This is a genomic window from Sandaracinaceae bacterium, assembly GCA_020633055.1.
GTDB lineage: Bacteria > Myxococcota_A > Polyangia > Polyangiales > Houyiibacteriaceae > JADJJE01.
The window spans coordinates 335,044-350,558 of record JACKEJ010000004.1 but is presented as its reverse complement, the minus strand read 5'-3'; the positions used below and the strand labels follow the sequence as shown (position 1 = coordinate 350,558).

12 protein-coding genes are annotated in these 15,515 nt (G+C 67.1%); 4 read left to right on the top strand and 8 right to left on the bottom strand.

What is annotated here, in order from left to right; genetic code table 11:
• Nucleotides 1-32 precede the first annotated feature (32 nt).
• Together H6726_01385 and H6726_01380 are read right to left on the bottom strand one after the other, a co-directional pair.
• Nucleotides 33-1,187, bottom strand: coding sequence for an aspartate aminotransferase family protein (locus H6726_01385; GenBank protein MCB9656273.1), 1,155 nt, complete (start codon nucleotides 1,185-1,187; stop codon nucleotides 33-35).
• Between the two features lie 174 nt (nucleotides 1,188-1,361).
• Entirely contained in the window at nucleotides 1,362-1,820 is a 459-nt protein-coding gene (locus H6726_01380; GenBank protein ID MCB9656272.1) for a 6-carboxytetrahydropterin synthase, read from the bottom strand.
• A gap of 389 nt (nucleotides 1,821-2,209) precedes the next feature.
• Here H6726_01380 and H6726_01375 point away from each other — a divergent pair, with 389 nt between their 5' ends.
• Complete coding sequence (locus H6726_01375; GenBank protein ID MCB9656271.1) at nucleotides 2,210-3,265, top strand: transposase; 1,056 nt, start codon at nucleotides 2,210-2,212, stop codon at nucleotides 3,263-3,265.
• Here H6726_01375 and H6726_01370 read toward each other — a convergent pair.
• Together H6726_01370 and H6726_01365 are read right to left on the bottom strand one after the other, a co-directional pair.
• Nucleotides 3,231-3,935: a hypothetical protein gene (locus H6726_01370; protein MCB9656270.1), complete on the bottom strand. Its 705-nt coding sequence runs from the start codon at nucleotides 3,933-3,935 to the stop codon at nucleotides 3,231-3,233. The genes H6726_01375 and H6726_01370 overlap by 35 nt on opposite strands.
• A 342-nt stretch (nucleotides 3,936-4,277) precedes the next feature.
• Nucleotides 4,278-5,801, bottom strand: coding sequence for a leucyl aminopeptidase (locus H6726_01365; protein ID MCB9656269.1), 1,524 nt, complete (start codon nucleotides 5,799-5,801; stop codon nucleotides 4,278-4,280).
• Between the two features lie 374 nt (nucleotides 5,802-6,175).
• Here H6726_01365 and H6726_01360 point away from each other — a divergent pair, with 374 nt between their 5' ends.
• From H6726_01360 to H6726_01350, 3 genes are read left to right on the top strand one after another with little or no spacing between them, the layout of a single operon-like run.
• Entirely contained in the window at nucleotides 6,176-7,105 is a 930-nt protein-coding gene (locus H6726_01360) for a MoxR family ATPase (protein MCB9656268.1), read from the top strand.
• A complete protein-coding gene (locus H6726_01355) occupies nucleotides 7,102-8,352 on the top strand; it encodes a DUF58 domain-containing protein (protein ID MCB9656267.1) in 1,251 nt (416 codons plus the stop codon). The genes H6726_01360 and H6726_01355 overlap by 4 nt, the downstream gene beginning before the upstream one ends.
• On the top strand, nucleotides 8,349-10,526 hold the full coding sequence (locus tag H6726_01350) for a DUF3488 domain-containing protein (protein MCB9656266.1): 2,178 nt from the start codon (nucleotides 8,349-8,351) through the stop codon (nucleotides 10,524-10,526). The genes H6726_01355 and H6726_01350 overlap by 4 nt, the downstream gene beginning before the upstream one ends.
• A 189-nt stretch (nucleotides 10,527-10,715) precedes the next feature.
• On the opposite strand, the gene H6726_01345 is transcribed toward H6726_01350, so the two are convergent.
• From H6726_01345 to hrcA, 4 genes are all read right to left on the bottom strand, one after another.
• Nucleotides 10,716-12,188 (bottom strand): serine/threonine protein kinase, encoded by a 1,473-nt coding sequence (locus tag H6726_01345; protein MCB9656265.1) that lies wholly within the window; start codon nucleotides 12,186-12,188, stop codon nucleotides 10,716-10,718.
• A 163-nt stretch (nucleotides 12,189-12,351) separates the two neighbouring features.
• On the bottom strand, nucleotides 12,352-13,581 hold the full coding sequence (locus H6726_01340) for an acyl-CoA dehydrogenase family protein (GenBank protein ID MCB9656264.1): 1,230 nt from the start codon (nucleotides 13,579-13,581) through the stop codon (nucleotides 12,352-12,354).
• Nucleotides 13,582-13,796: 215 nt separating this feature from the next.
• Nucleotides 13,797-14,270, bottom strand: a complete 474-nt coding sequence (locus tag H6726_01335; GenBank protein MCB9656263.1) for an arsenate reductase — start codon at nucleotides 14,268-14,270, stop codon at nucleotides 13,797-13,799.
• Nucleotides 14,267-15,502, bottom strand: coding sequence for a heat-inducible transcription repressor HrcA (gene hrcA, locus H6726_01330; GenBank protein MCB9656262.1), 1,236 nt, complete (start codon nucleotides 15,500-15,502; stop codon nucleotides 14,267-14,269). The genes H6726_01335 and hrcA overlap by 4 nt, the downstream gene beginning before the upstream one ends.
• Nucleotides 15,503-15,515 lie beyond the last annotated feature (13 nt).

Genomic DNA, 15,515 nt, shown 5'->3' with positions numbered 1-15,515 from the left:
CGACACCTTCTCTGATGGGGTCTGACGGTCGCTCACGGGACACCCACCAGCGTCTCCAGCGCGTCCAACAGTCCCTCCACCTGTTGTTCGCTGATGTTGAGCGGCGGCACGAACTGGACGACGGACGCGTCGGCGCCGGCGGGGAGTACCAGATAGCCTCGTTCTAGCAGCTGCCGGACCAAGCGGAGCGTCCGCGAAGCTGGACCTGACTCGAGCGCGAAGAGGAGTCCGCTGTGTCGTACGTTGCCGTGGATGCCCAGTCGCTCCGTCATCTGCACTGCGCGCATGCGGCCCCGCTGGATGAGTTGTTCATCGTCGAGGACGTCCAGGACGGCGAGGGCAGCCGCTGCGCCGAGTGGGTGTCCGAAGAACGTCCCGGTGTGGAGGGCCTCCCCGTCTGGGTTCCCCCACGCCGACATGTACTGTGCATCGCCCAAGCACGCCGAGACTGGCATGCCACCGCCAAGGGCCTTCCCGACGCAGATCAGATGTGGCTCCGTCTCTCGTAGGGACAGCAACCACTCCCCGCAGCGCCCCAGCCCCGTCAGGATCTCGTCGGCGATGAGGAGGGCGCCGTGGTGATCGCAGAGTTCGCGCAGGCCCGCGAGGAACCCGGGAGGAGGCACACGCACGCCTCCGCGACCTTGCACCGGCTCGACGAGGATGGCACCCGGACGCTCGGATGGGTGTCCCCGGAACGCGACACGGACGGGGGCCAGTGCTTCCTCGAGCGCGCAATCAGGACTCGGCCAGGGCAATACGCGAGCGTGCGGGTTGAGCTGCGATGCGAACGGTCGACGGAAGCCCTCCGAGTAGCCACACAGCGCGAGTGGGCCGTGCGCCAGCCCATGATAGCCGCCTTCGAAGCCAAGGACGCCAGGGCGGCTGGTTGCGATTGCGGCCGTTTTCAGTGCGGCCTCGATCGCGTCGCTTCCCGACAGACCGAGGATCACTCGTGTCTCACGCCAGGGACCCAGCTGAGCGAGGCGCTCGAGGAGCATGATCTTCACGTCGGAGGGGTACACGTCGCCGAGTCCGTGAATGAGCTTGGCGGCTTGCGCGGAAAGCGCCGCCACGACTTGTGGGTGCCTGTGCCCAATGGCAGCCACGCCGAACCCGCTCGTGAAGTCCACAAACACGTTGCCATCGGCGTCCTCGACGTTGGCACCGAACGCGGTGGTCCACACGATCGGGTCGGTCCCCGCGCCGCTCGCCTCTGCCCGTCGCGCGCGGCGCGCCGTGAATGCCGGACACTCCGAGCGCGCGAGTCGTTCGACCCACGCTGTCCCCCGGACACCAGGAATCACCAGGCCGACCTGAGGGAGTTGGTCGCCGCGTGCCGCCGCGTTCGCCATCAGCAGTCAGCGCGCGGCATGGTTGGCCGGGTTAGGAGCGACGTAGATTGCCGAGTTGTGCTCGTTCTCGCGGCACTCGACCGACACGATCCACACACGACCCTTCGTGGCGCCCGCGATCCATTCGCGAGCATGCTGGTACACGAAGTGGGCTGTCCCCTCACAGCTGACGTCGGGGAGCACGTTCAGTCGCGCGCCGCCGCGCCTCTCGATCGCGCGAAAGTCGTCGATCAGTGGGTCGTCTGCATCGAGCAGCAGCGTGTGGTCGAACTGTTCGTCGAGCCAGGCCTTGAGCGGCTTCAGCGCGCCGAACTCCATCACGAACCCGTTCTCGTCCCGGTCCATGGATTCGAACCAGAAGGTGAACTCGCGACTGTAGCCATGGACGTGCGCGCAGTGCCCCCGGTGTCTCCACTTTCGATGCGCACACGAGAATCCACGGAAAGACTTTGATGACCGAAACACCGCACAACGATATCAGCCTGGGCGAACCCCGCTAGGCGGCGCCACGCGACCACACGGCGCGCGACGACAACCATAAGGGACACCCACGTCGCCAAGACCGAGATCGGGGACACCCACGTCAGATTGGGGGACACCCACGCGCCAGCTCGGGGACACCCACGCGCCAGCTCGGGGACACCCACGCGCCAGCTCGGGGACACCCACGTCGACTGAGGCGACGCGCCAGCTCGGGGACACCCACGTCGACTGAGGCGACAATCGAACGACACGGTCTCCTCCTCCTTCCAGCGCGCGCCCGAGCGGTGTCACACCCCTGTGCAAGTGTGCGTCTCATGACCACACCACGCTCCCTCCAAGTCCACCCGGAGACTACACCGTACTATCACTGCATGTCGCGTTGCGTCCGTCAGGCGTTCCTGCTCGGCGTCGACGGCGTATCCGGACGTCGCTTCGATCACCGCAAGCGATGGGTGCTGGAGGAGATGGCGACCTTGCAGCGCGTGTTCGCGATCGATGTGTGTGCGTACGCCGTCATGAGCAATCACCTTCACCTCGTCCTTCGTCTCGACACCGACCAAGCCGCGCGTTGGACGGCGGCCGAAGTCGTCGACCGTGCGCGGCGACTCTTTCCGCACGCGGTCCGGCTCGCCGAAGCGGCAGGGCCACAGGAGGACTGTGTGGACGCGTACAGGGCTCGCCTCTCCAGCTTGAGCTGGTTCATGCGTTGTCTGAACGAGCGCATCGCACGTCGCGCGAATCGGGAAGACGGCTGCACTGGACGCTTCTGGGAGGGGCGGTTCAAGTGTCGGCCACTACTCGACGTCGGCGCTTTGCTCACCTGCATGGCATATGTCGATCTCAATCCCACTCGTGCCGGCCTGGCAGGCACGCTCGCCGAGGCGGACTTTACATCGATCCAGCAGCGCTTGTCGGAGGTCGGTCGCGTCGTGTCCACCGCGAGCCCACCGCACGGAGAAGGCATACGCTGCGTTGCGCTCCCACAGGCCACCGGATCGCTGGTGCGAGCCGAATCGGCGAGCAAGCCAGGGATGAGTGCGCCGGCCTTGCTGCCATTCTCGGACGAGCATGCTGGGCGTGATGGTGCCGCGAACGACTCGATCCCCTTCGAGAGAGCCGCGTACGTCGAGCTCGTTCGAAGCATCGGAATGGCCGCGCATCCCACCAAGCAAGGGCGACTATCGCACGATGCGGCGACGCTGCTGCATGATGTCGGCCTGTCCTGCGAGGCATGGGCGAGCAGCGTGGAGGCGTTGCGCTCGTTGCGCTTCGCGGCAATCGGCGAGCGACATCTCATCGATGAGGACGCGCAGCGTCGCAGAGTGTGTCGCTCCGTCAATAGAGGGTGGGCGCAGACGGCATATCGAAGGCGTGCTTCCACGCCGTCATCGACTACCGACGAGATCGCGGACCGTCGCGCCGCTTGAGCCAGTGCCATAGCGCGGCACCCAGCAGGACCACCACTAGACCAATCCACGGTGCCATCACCCGAAGGCGCTCCCCGAACGTTCGCGGACGGTACGGCACCCGCACTCTCATGCTGAACGCCTCGGGATACGGTGTGTCTCGGTGGACCGACCCATGCTCGGTCAACTCGGTGGGAAACTCACCGATACCGCTAGCTAGCAACGTTGCCGCATCCCGTGCCCGAAATGACAAGTCGGTACGGTCGAACGCGTCCCGTGGCATATCGTCTGCCACGGAGACGAGATGCTCACCGCCATCGAGGACGAACTCGCCGACCATCTCGACGGCGCCGTCTACGGCGGACACTGGCCCGATCGGCTGCATGAAGGCCTCCCCATACAGGACCTCGACCAATGTGCCGTCCACCGAGATGCGTAGCTCTTCCCGGAGACCGTCGCCCCAGAGTGCCATGTACGCGTCGCGTTCTCCCGGGGACACCCACCCGTTCTGGTCGGTGTCGGCCTGGTGCATCACCCGGCTCATCTCCTGTGCGCCAAGCGTGAGCGACACGACGACTCGCACGCGGTACCCTGATACGTCGAGCTTGATGTAGCGCTCAGCCTGTTGGATGACGTGCCCAAGGTGCGCCAACCCTACGCTCGGCAAGAACCAGCCTCCAAGCAGGTACACGGTGCACGCCAGTAGAACGGCTGAGCATCGAGCCCGTGCGCGGCGGGCGTCGCAGAGACGACTCGATGTGGCGTGTGTAGCTCGAAGCGCGCCTAGGATCGGCATCTGGGTCCGTTGCACCTCGAAATCGTTGCAGCGAAGGGGACGCCGCATGGCTGTGCTCGAGTCTCCAATTAACGATGGGTGTCCTTAGGAGGACGTTACGAGGACGCGATGGGTGGGTGTCCCCTTCCCCTCAAACTGAGAGGATGTCCCCGGGAGAACTGGGATGGTTGTCCAACTGGGCGGACCTGGGCGCGGACCCCGGGCGAACCCGAGGAAAACGATGTATGCCGTACGAGCTCAGCCCGTATGGGTGTCCCCTGAACTCTCCGAGTCTCGTGCCAGTTGCTCCAGGAAGCTGACACCCGTCGCTACGCCGAAGCCTGTCCCGCCCTTTGGGTGGCGACCGTGTGCGTGGTCGACGTACGCGGGGCCCGCGATGTCCAGGTGGACCCAGCGGGTCTTACCGATGAACTCCTGCAGGAACAGGGCGGCAGTGATGGAGCCGCCGTACCGGGAACCTGTGTGCTTGAGATCCGCGACGTCGCTCTTCAGCGACGGCTTGAGGTCGGCGTCGAGGGGCATGCGCCAGTAGGCTTCGCCGCTCGCTCGCGCCGCTTCCAGATAGGCTTCTGCGAAGTCGTCGTCGTTCCCGTACAGTCCGGCGCGGTAGTTGCCGAGCGCGATCATGCATGCTCCCGTCAGCGTGGCATGGTCGATCATGTAGTCCGGCTCGAGCTCACTGGCCCAGTGCAGCACGTCGGCCAGAACGAGGCGCCCCTCGGCGTCCGTGTTGATGATCTCGACCGTCTTGCCTTCTCGTGACGTGTAGACGTCGCTCGGCCGGTAGGCGGACGCCCCCAAGAGGTTCTCGGTGGTGCCGATGATGCCGTGGACCTCCACGGGCAACCCCATTCGTGCGGCCGCGATGACGACGGCGACCGTGACGGCGGCCCCAGCCATGTCGCACTTCATGTCGACCATCGAGCCTGCCGGTTTGATGCAGAGCCCACCCGCATCGAAGGTGAGTCCCTTGCCCACGAATACGACCTTCTTCTTGGCGCCGGCGGGCTTGTACGTGAGGTGCGCGACCCTAGGCGGCGTCGTCCCTCCAGCGTTTACCGCAAGAAACAGGGCCATCCGCTCTTTGGCGATCCACTTCTCGTCGTGAACCTTGCAGGTGAGGCTGCCGTTCCCAATTTCTGCCGCCGCAACATCACATGCGCTCTTTGCCGCTTGCGCCAGCGCGACCGGGTTCATGTCGTTTGGCGGCCCGTTGACGAGATCACGCGCGAGGTTGACCGCCTCTCCGATGGCCCGCCCATGCTTGAGCGCGTCGCGCATCTCGGCCCGCTTCTTGTCCGCCGTCAGCAGCAGAGCGCTCTTGAGCCCGCCTTTGGTCTTCCTGCTGCCCGTCTTGTAGCTCTCGTAGCGGTAAGCAGCCCCGAGGAGGCCCTCTACGGCGAGCCGAGCTTCTTCTGGTGTGTCTTGGGGCAGAACGATGGCGACGCTCTTCTGCTGCCTCGCCGCACGTACCGCGCGCAGGCCGAGCGACCGCGCGTCTTCGGCCGTCGGCTTTCCGTCCAGCCCCACCAGCAAGACCCAACCCGCCTTGAGCCGCCCGCCCACAGCCAGCTTCAACGTCTGGCCAGCCTTGCCCTCGAAGCCCTCGTCCTTGATGGCTCGCGCGACGAGAGTGCCTCCTGCGGCCTTCTCGATCTTGTCGAGCATCTCGTCCTTCTTCGGGTTGTTCGAGCGGACCCCCACGACGAGGATGTCGACCTGGGCCTGGTTCAGCGAAACGTCGGAGAGGGAGATGCGCATGAGTACCTTCGGGAACAGGGTGGGGGCGCCGGCATTCCGGACCGCGACATGGTCCACCAAGCGCGCGTTGGGAGCAAGGTTCACGGGACCGCGTTGCGCGGGCCTGGGGGTGGCGGGTTCGAGCTGGAGTCAGAGAGAGCCCACCCGGACAGTCACGCTGCGCCGCTTCACGCACAGCTGCGCCCCTCGCCTCTCCGACGCACACAAAACCAGGAATGACCCGGCGCTGCGGGTAGTAGTCTGCCTGGGTGTCCTCGCATTCCTCGCCGTCGGTCCCGCCGCTAGTCCCGCCATCGGCCTCGTCTTCCCCACTCGCCACCGGACGACGTACGTCGCTGCGCGCGTCGTCCGAGGCCGAGGCCGAGGCCGAGGTCATGGTGGCTGCGCGGGCTACCCAGCTGCTGGTAGCTCATGTTGGCGCGGTGCTCCGTGGAAAGGCGGATGTCGTGGAGTTGGCGGTGACGGCACTCCTGGCTGGCGGGCATGTGCTCATCGAGGATGTCCCCGGCGTGGGAAAGACCACGCTCGCTCGAGCCCTGGCCTCGTCATTGGGGGTCGAGTTTCGTCGCCTGCAGTTCACCAGCGACCTGATGCCAGCCGACGTGCTCGGGGGTAACGTGTACGACCCAGTGGCGGGGACGTTCCAGTTTCGTCCGGGGCCCGTCTTCACGCAGCTTCTCCTAGCCGACGAGATCAACCGTACCACCCCCAAGACGCAGTCCGCCTTGCTGGAGGTGATGGATGAACGACAGGTCTCCATCGAGGGTCAGACGCATCGCCTGGAGGAGCCGTTCTTCGTCGTCGCCACCCAGAACCCGGACGACTTCTACGGTACATATCCTCTCCCCGAGTCGCAGCTCGACCGCTTCTTGGTCCGGCTCCGGATTGGCTACCCCGCCCCCGAGGTCGAGCGCGCCCTCCTGCGCGAGCGTGGCGCCGGGGACCCCGTCGCGGCGCTCTCTCGCTGCTGGTCGCTGGAGCAGCTCGCCGCGGCGCGAGCGTGCGTCGACGCGGTGAGGGTCGATGACGCAATCGTCGCCTACGTGCACGAGCTAGTCATCGCAACACGCAACACGCCGCGGCTGACGCTCGGCGCGAGTACACGCGCGGCCCTCGCCTTCGAACGTGCGGTCCGAGCGCATGCCTTGGTGCAGTCTCGCGGCTATGCGACGCCTGATGACGTTCATGCGCTGGCCGTCCCTGTCCTGGCTCACCGCGTGCGCACCACGGGCGACCCCCTCGACCGCACGCTGGCAGAGGGGGTGATTCGCGAGCTGCTGCACTCTCTACCCGTGCCGCTATGAGCCGCATCGGCCGCCGGCGTCAGCGCTTCTCGCTCACTCGTCAGGGGAAGGGCTATGTCTTCGTCACCTTCGGAGTGGGCATCGCGGCTGTCAACACGGGCAACAACTTGCTCTACCTCATCCTCGGGCTGCTGCTCAGCCTACTGCTCGTGAGCGGCACCCTCAGCGACCTGGCGCTGTACCAGCTGCAAGCCCACCGGAGGCTTCCGCCGCGCTTGTACGTCGGGGTCGCGCACTCCATCGAGGTCAGGCTGGTGAACACCAAGCGGTACCTTCCGAGTCTCTCGCTGGACATCCGCGAGGAGGTCGCCAGAGAGGAGGTCGCCAGAGGACACCCACCCAACGAGGAGGCCGCCCAGGAGGCGTCCAGAGGACACCCATCCGGGACGTCCTCCAGAGGACACCCATCTGCAGTGGGAGCCTTCACCGGCCGCGGCACATACGTCGTCCGGGTCCCCGCTCGCGCGCACGTGACCGTGTCGACCTCACTCACCCCACTCCGCCGGGGTGTCCACTCGCTCGGGATGCTGTTGGTGGCCACCCGCTACCCCTTTGGGCTCATCGAGAAGGTCAGCCGCAGGGCCACAGCGGAACAGGTGTTGGTGTTTCCGGCGGTCCGCGAGGTCGCACCCCCGAGGCTACCCACGGACGCGCGTGGCATGGTGGATAGTAGCCCGCGGCGAGGTTTCGGGCATGACACGCTCGGACTCAGGCCCCACCGCCCTTCGGACGAATCCCGGGACATCCACTGGCGGCGTAGCGCGAGTCAGGGCCGCCTCGTGTCGCGTGAGCGGGCCGCCGACGCGGACCGGACCCTGACGCTTCTGCTGGACGAGCGCCCTCCCAGCGCCGCTCATGCACGGGACAAGTGGGAAGCGGCCTTCGAGCACGCCGTCTCCGAGTGCGCGTCCCTCGCCGTAGCCTCGCTGGCACAGGGGATTTCTGTCGCAATTCGATGCGAACACTCGGCGAGTGTGCGGGTCGACGCTGGCGCAAGTGCCGACCCCCTCCTTCGGTTCTTGGCGCTGCTCGCGCCATTCGCAGCGGACCCCCTCGCGTCGCTCGATCCGCCCACTACCGACCGGTCCCAGTCGCGTCCGGAGTTCGCACATCGGGCCCCGGCATCGTCGCCGCGGATGCGGGACGGCTTCACGCTGCGCGTCGCGGTCGACGTCTCGGGCGTGGCGCCCGGTCCAGGTCGCCTCCCGGGGTCGCCACCGCCCTCTCGGCCGGAGCACGCCGCATGAGCTTCCTTCGGCTCCACAAGCTCGTTACCTATCTCGTGGCCAGCATCGGCCTCTTCGCGCTGACCCTTGGGGACACCCTGCAGCCCCCCTTGATCCTCGTGATGGGTGTCCTCGTGGTCGCGAGCTGGTTCGTCGACGAGCGGCGGTTCCTCCCCGTCCGTTGGTCGCGGGCGGTCACCGCCCTGATGGCGGCGGTGGGTGTCCTCCAAGTGGCGCGCGGGTTTTCGGGGACATCCATCCTCACGCTCTCTGTGGAGTTCGTGGGTGTCCTCCAAGTGTCGCGCCTCTATCACCGTCGCGGGGCGCTCGACCACCAGCACATCGCGGTCTTGGCCATCATCCACCTACTGGCGGCGACCATCCTCTCGAACGGGCTCGACTACGCGCTGATCTTTCTCCTCTATGTGGTGATCACGCCTTGGATCCTGGCGCTCAACCACCTCCGCGGGGAGCTGGAAACCCAATATGCGTTGCCCGGTGCGACGATCACGGATGGCCCGTCACCGGAGGCCCAGGTCTGGCTTCAGCGGCCGCTCGTGGGGAGCGGCTTCTTGGCGGGAACGGCGTTGCTCTCGCTACCGCTGTTCTTCGTCACGGCCTTCTTCTTCCTGCTCTTCCCGCGGGTGGGACTCGGATTCCTCTCTTTGGGCGACGGGGATCCGTCCAGTGTCGTGGGCTTTGGCGGGGACATCCAGCTGGGCGGCTTCGGTGTCATCCGCGATGACCCGACCGTTGTGATGCGCATCACTCCGCAGCACCTGTCTGCGTCCCCCGCTCCGTACCGCGCGTTTCGCATGCGCGGGACCTCGTTCGACCACTACGAGGCCGGTCACTGGTCGCGGCAACTCGACGACCAGGAGCGTGTCGTCGACATCGGAGAGCGCGTGCTGCTTCGCCGGCGGCCGGATGCCGGGGACACCCATCTCAGCGTCTTGGTGGACCCCTTGGACGATCCCGTCGTGTTCCTCCCCGAACGAGCCGTGGCAGTCGACGTCAGCGCCCGCGTCTCCAACGGTGTGGTGGTGTACCGTCGGCTGGAGCTTCGGAGCGGGCTCGACCTACGCTACCTCGAGCCAGATGGCCTCCCCCTGGCGTACGATGCGGTGACTGCCCCCGACGAGGCCGTCTGGGAGCGCGCGCCAACCACCTGGGACGCGCCTGCTCGGCCCCGGGAGCTCAGCGCGCTAGAACGCGAGGCCTACCTGCAGGTGCCAGAGGGGCACGAGCGCATCGCGGCGCTGACACGAGAGGTGGTGAGCGGGGCGCGCTCGACGTCCGAGATGGCCGTGCGCGTGCGCGACTACCTGCGGTCATCGGGGGAGTTCTCGTACAGTCTCGTCCAGCCGGACACCGCGGGCCAAGACCCGCTCCACGTGTTCCTGTTCGAGGCGCGCGCGGGCCACTGCGAGTACTTCTCGAGCGCCATGGCCATCATGCTCCGGACGGTGGGTGTCCCGACAAGGAGCGTGACCGGCTTCGTCGGCGGTGAGTTCAACCGCTTCGGCGGCTACTACGCCGTCCGGAACGGCGACGCCCATAGCTGGGTGGAGGCCCACATCGATGGAGACTGGCGCACTCTGGACCCCACACCAGCGGTGCGGGCGGACAACGGACCAGCACAGTCAGCGTTCCTGTCACCGGTGATGGACGTGCTCGACGCCCTCCGGACCGCCTGGCAAAGGCGCGTCGTGGGCTATGACCTACGCGCCCAAGTGGACGGACTCCGCGCGATCGGAGCGTTCCTGCGCGAGTTGGGTGTCCTCGGCCCGAGGGCGGCCACGGGAGGGGACGACGAGTCGCAGCTTGGCGTCGCGTTGCACGGGGGGCGGTCGCGGGGGGCAATCGCGGCGGCGTGCCTGCTTGGCGTCCTCCTCGTCGGGGCGCTGGTCTTGCGCCGTGGACGCACGTCCGGGCAGGGCACGCTGTCCGAGGACGCCGCGCGTGCCCGTGCGCTGTACCAGTCGCTCGAGCGGCGGTTGGCGCGCGTCGGCGTGCCACGACCCGCTGCGAGGACACCCATCCAACACATGGAGTTGATAGCGCAACGTGGTCACCCCGGTGCGGATGTCGTCCAGGCCATCACTGAAGCCTACGTCGCAGCGCGGTTCGGCACCCAGACGCTGAGTCGACGTGAGCAGCGACGCCTCGGGCGGCGGCTACGCGAGGTACGCTGAGTGGGGGCCCGGCCCGGAAGGCAAGCAGATGGGTGTCCCCGGCAGGCCCACGCGCCTGGCCCGCAGATGGGTGTCCCCGGCCGGCCCAAGCAGATGGGTGTCCCCGGCAGGCCCGCCAGGCCCAAGCAGATGGGTGTCCCCGGCCCGCCCGCCAGGCCCAAAGTCCGTCAGGCAGGCTGACGGCCTGGCTCAGGACTGTGTCATGAGGAACGCAGCTGCACCGCCAACGGCGACGACGAGTAGCGCCACGAGCATCCACTTGCCTGACCCCCCCGACGCAGCCTCCGGAGCTCCCGCCGCTGTGGGTGTCCTCGAGGGCGAGGAGTCCGAGGCATCGCGCGGAGCCGTCGTCGTGGGTGTCCCTCCGCCCGTGCTGCTGCTCGAACCCCCGTTCGACCCGCCTGCGCTTCTCACACCGGCCACCGCATCGAGGTCCACGTTCTGCGATTCCAGCTTGGCGATTCCGTCGTCCACGCCAGACTCACGCCAGCCCGGCAGCGGGGCTGCGCCCTCGGCTCCGGCGCCCTCCCCGAACCCGAACCCCGCACCATCCCCGTCGTCGCTGAACCAGGAGGACGGATCCTCGAACGAGCCCGCATCGAGAGGCTGCGCGCCCCCCATGTCGTCGTCCATGTCCAGCGCGTGTCCTGCCCCACCTCCGTCGCCACCGAGCGAGGTGAAGCGCACGAGCTCTTCCTGGATGAGCTTGTCGATGATCGACTGTTGCCCGACAGCTGCGCGCGGCTTGTCCTCGTTCTCGACGGCGTTTTTCACGAGGGCGGCGATGTCGTAGGAGGTGACCTTCAGCTGGTGGCTGAACAGGAAACCCGCCAGCGCGTCGCTCATCTCGCGCGCCGTCTGGTAGCGGTCAGCAGGGTTCTTCGCCAACGCCTTCGCCAGCACACGCTCGAGCGCCTCGTCGGCCTCGGGGTTGATCGCGGACAAGCTCGGCACCTGCGCCTGCTGCACCAGCTTGACGGTCTGGTAGTCCGAGTCGCCCAGGAACAGGCGCCGCCCCGCGATCATCTCCCAAAGCACGATGCCCAGCGCGAAGATGTCCGCACGCTCATCGACCGCGTCGCCCACGGCGGCCTCGGGCGCCAGGTAGCTGAACTTGCCCTTCACCACGCCCGGGTCGGTCTTCTCCAGCTGTGTGCTCGCCTTCGCGAGGCCGAAGTCGGTGACCTTCACCTCACCGCGCTTGCTGATGAGGATGTTCGGCGGGGAGATGTCGCGGTGCACGATGTCGAGGTCATTGCCCTCGTCGTCGCACAGCTCGTGCGCGTAGCTGAGGCCGCGGCTGGCCTCCATCGCGATGTAGACGGCCTCCTTCATCGGTACGGTGCGCCCCTGCTTGAGCAGCACCTCGATGATGGTCTTGAGGTTCGCCCCGTCCACGTACTCCATCACGATGAAGTAGGTGTTGTCGGCCGCGCCGATATCCATGACCGACACGATGTTCGCGTGGTTCATGCGCGCCCCGAGGCGGGCCTCGTCCAGGAACATCCCGATGAAGTTCTCGTTGGACGCCAGGTGCGGCAAGACGCGCTTGATCGCCACGCGCTTCTTGAAGCCCTGCACGCTCATGGCGTCGCCGACGAACACCTCGGCCATGCCACCAGCGGCTAAGCGCTCTACTACGCGATATCGCTGTTCGGCCATGATCGGTCAGTACCTCGAGACGCTCACTTACAGGGGGGGGACCATACTGCGGTTCACGCGTGTACAGGTCAAGTTCGCGAAGCGCCCAAGAGGCCACGACGACGCCCGAAAATGCGACCTTTGCTCGCCAATAGCAAGCGTTGTGCGCGGCGGTTCGCGGGGACTACGCGTCCCTCAGCATCGAGCGAGCGATCTGAGAGATCTGAATCTCGTCGGTTCCTCCGTAGATCTGAAGCACTTTTGCGTCTCTGCACAGCTGCTCCACGCGGTACTCGGCCATGTACCCGTTCCCGCCGAATAGCTGGACGGCCTCGAGGCACACCTCCATCGCGCTCTGCGCGCAGTACAGCTTGGCTGCGGATGCTTCAGCGAGGTTCATGTGCTTCCCGTGCCCCGCGAGCTCGATCTGCCGGAAGACGAGGTTCTGCACGTTCATGCGGGCCACCTCCATCTTGGCGAGCTTGAGCTGGATCAGCTGGAACTCGCCGATGGCTTTGCCGAACTGCACGCGGGTCTTGGCGTACTCCTTACACAGCTCGAGGCAGCGCTCGATGATGCCGAGGGACATCGCCGCGACCCCGGTGCGCTCGCTCCCGAACGTGTCTTTCGCGCTCTTGCGGGCCCCGCCTTCCTCGCTCTCGCCAAGCACGCGCGACTTGGGGACCCGCACGTCGTCGAGGAACAGCTGCCCTGTGGGTGAGCTGTGCATCCCCATCTTGCGGAGCGGCTTGCTCTGCTCGAGCCCCTTCATGCCGCGGTCGAGGATGAAGCTGACGATGGGTAGCTCGCCATCGGGCCCTGCGGCGCCCTCGAGCCGGCAGATGAACACGATGGTGTCCGCGTACGGCCCGTTCGTGATGAACGTCTTGCTGCCATTCAGGATGTAGTCGTCTCCGTCGCGGCGGGCGCTGGCGCGCATGGAGCCGAACGCGTCGGAGCCGCTGCCCGGCTCCGTGATGGCCCAGGCGCCGACCTTCTCCAGCGTGAGCAGCGGCGGCACGAACTCTTCTTGCTGTGCGAGGGTTCCCTTGCGCTCGATGGCGCCTGCCGTGAGCCCGATGCTGACCCCGAGGGCGGTCACCATGCCCGGGCTGTGGCGGCAGAGCTCGACGATGGGGATCAGCTGCATCGCCATCGCGTCTGCGGAGGGACCGTGGAAACCCTCGCGCTCCTTCTTCTCGCGTACCTCACCCTTCTTCTTGCGCTCGAGTTCCGCGAGAAACTTTCCCTTCGCCATGTCGCCGATGCCGAACGTCTTCAGCATCTTGCGCAGGACCTCGTACGGCGGCGTGTCCCCGTGCTCCAGCTCGTCGATCTGCGGGACGATCTCGGTCTCGACGAAGCGCCGCACCATGGACCGGATCTGCTTGTGTTGTTCGCTCCACTCGATCATCGCTCGCTCCTCGGAAGCTCACCGCGCGGTGAGTACATCCGAGCAGGGTACTGACTGAGCGTTCATTCACAAGAGCGGAATGGATGGGTGTCCCCGGGCGGGACGGGTGTCCCCAGGCGGGATGGGTGTCCCCGGGCGGGATGGGTGTCCCCGGGCGGGATGGGTGTCCCCAGGCCGAATGGGTGTCCCCAGGCCGAATGGGTGTCCCGCGAAGCTCAGCGCAGACCTGGCGGGCCGAAGCTCTCGTGGCCGCGACTGACGAGCTGCCCGATGCGTCGAACGAGGGAGTCTCGGACGTCCCGAAAGCGGTCCAGCAGGACGTCCCGGCGCAGGTCGTAGCCGATCAGGGTGGGGTCCTCCGTGTCCCAGTGTAGCCGTTCGAGCCCGCGGGGGAGGTCGGAGAGGATGTCGCGGCCCGCAAGCGAGATCACGAGGTCCACCCGCGACAGGTCGACGGTGCTGAGCTGTCGCGGTCGGTGGCTGCGGATGTCGAGGCGATCCTCCTCGCGCAGGGTCTCGACGGCCAGGGGGTGCACGCCAGCGCTCGGGTCCCGTCCAGCGCTCGTCACGTGGACCGTCTCCGGCAAGCGCGCCCGCGCGAGCGCCTCGGCCATGGGGCTGCGCGCGGAGTTGTGGGCGCACACGAACAGCACCCCGCGGACGGGCAGGAACGGCGCGGCTACGATCACCGTCGGTGCCCGTCCTCGTGGGGCCCGCTCGACCCGTCCCGCCTAGGTTCTGCACGCCCTTCGCGAGCGCCTCGCCCATCACCCGTGGTGCGTCCCTCGTGGTCGTCGCTCCCCCCTCGCTCGTCGCCTGCGACTGACCCCTGGTCGTCGCGTCCCTCGCGCGCTTCCCGCTCCACGCGTTCCACGCGCTCGTCTCGACCGCCTCCCAGGCGCTCGCTCACGAAGCTGGCGGTGTAGCGCACCAAGGGGACGACCTGCGCGTAGTCCATGCGCGTAGGCCCCACCACACCTAGCGTTCCGTGTGCGCGCTGCCCCGCCTCGTAGCGCGTCGCAATGAGTGAGATGTCCTCCACGGGGTGCAGGTTCGCCTCGGCGCCAATCAGCACTTGGACGCCGCCCGCGGCGATCGTCTCGTCCAACAGGCTCAGCAGCCGCTCGCGGTCTTCGAAGGCGCGCAGGTATCCTCGGATCTTTGCGGCGTCGCCGAACTCGGGCCGGTCGAACAGGCGCTGCTGTCCTTCGATCACCACGGTCGAAAGCGCGCTGGGGGCGCTGTCGGCGGCCGCCTCGATCAGAGCGCTCGCGTGCCCGCGCAGGGCGTCGTACTCGTCGCGCCGATCGTCCTGACGCGCCGCCAGGAAGTCACGCAGCTGACGGAGCGACTTCCCCGGCGCGTGCTCGCCCAGGTAGTTGTTGAGCCGCTCGAGCTCGCTCGCGTCGACGCCCTCGGGCAACGCCAGCACGCGGTTCTGGACGGTCCCCGCCCGCGTCACGAGGACAGCCAGCACTTGCCCCGCGCGCAGCAGCATGAAGCGCAGCTGGTCCAGCTCCTCTTCCTCTGGCTTCGGCCGCGTGATGACCGACACCGCGCCAGTGAGCGAGCTGAGCAGCTCACCCGCCTCTTGGACCAAGTCGTCGTTGGGTCCCAACGCCCCGAGCGCACGCCCGACGGCGCGTCGGTGTGCGGTGGAGACCGCTCGCATGCTCACCAGCGCGTCCACGAACGCGCGAAAGCCGGCCTCCGAAGGTACGCGCCCCGAGCTCGTGTGCGGCTGCACCAAGTAGCCCGCCTCTTCGAGATCCGAGAGCACGTTGCGGATGGTCGCGGGGGACAGCTCGATCTCGTACGCCTTCTGCAACCGACGCGAGGCGACGGGCTCGCCGGTCGCGATGTACTCCGTGACGGCAGCGAACAGGATGCGACGAGAGCGCTCGGACAGGGCAGGCGGCACCTGCACACAGTGT

Coding starts and splice junctions, on each gene's coding strand:
- H6726_01375 (MCB9656271.1), top strand. CDS start 2,210: ATGTCGCGTTGCGTCCGTCAGGCGTTCCTGCTCGGCGTCGACGGCGTA.
- H6726_01345 (MCB9656265.1), bottom strand. CDS start 12,188: ATGGCCGAACAGCGATATCGCGTAGTAGAGCGCTTAGCCGCTGGTGGC.
- H6726_01355 (MCB9656267.1), top strand. CDS start 7,102: ATGAGCCGCATCGGCCGCCGGCGTCAGCGCTTCTCGCTCACTCGTCAG.
- H6726_01350 (MCB9656266.1), top strand. CDS start 8,349: ATGAGCTTCCTTCGGCTCCACAAGCTCGTTACCTATCTCGTGGCCAGC.
- H6726_01360 (MCB9656268.1), top strand. CDS start 6,176: ATGGTGGCTGCGCGGGCTACCCAGCTGCTGGTAGCTCATGTTGGCGCG.
- H6726_01365 (MCB9656269.1), bottom strand. CDS start 5,801: ATGCGCATCTCCCTCTCCGACGTTTCGCTGAACCAGGCCCAGGTCGAC.
- H6726_01340 (MCB9656264.1), bottom strand. CDS start 13,581: ATGATCGAGTGGAGCGAACAACACAAGCAGATCCGGTCCATGGTGCGG.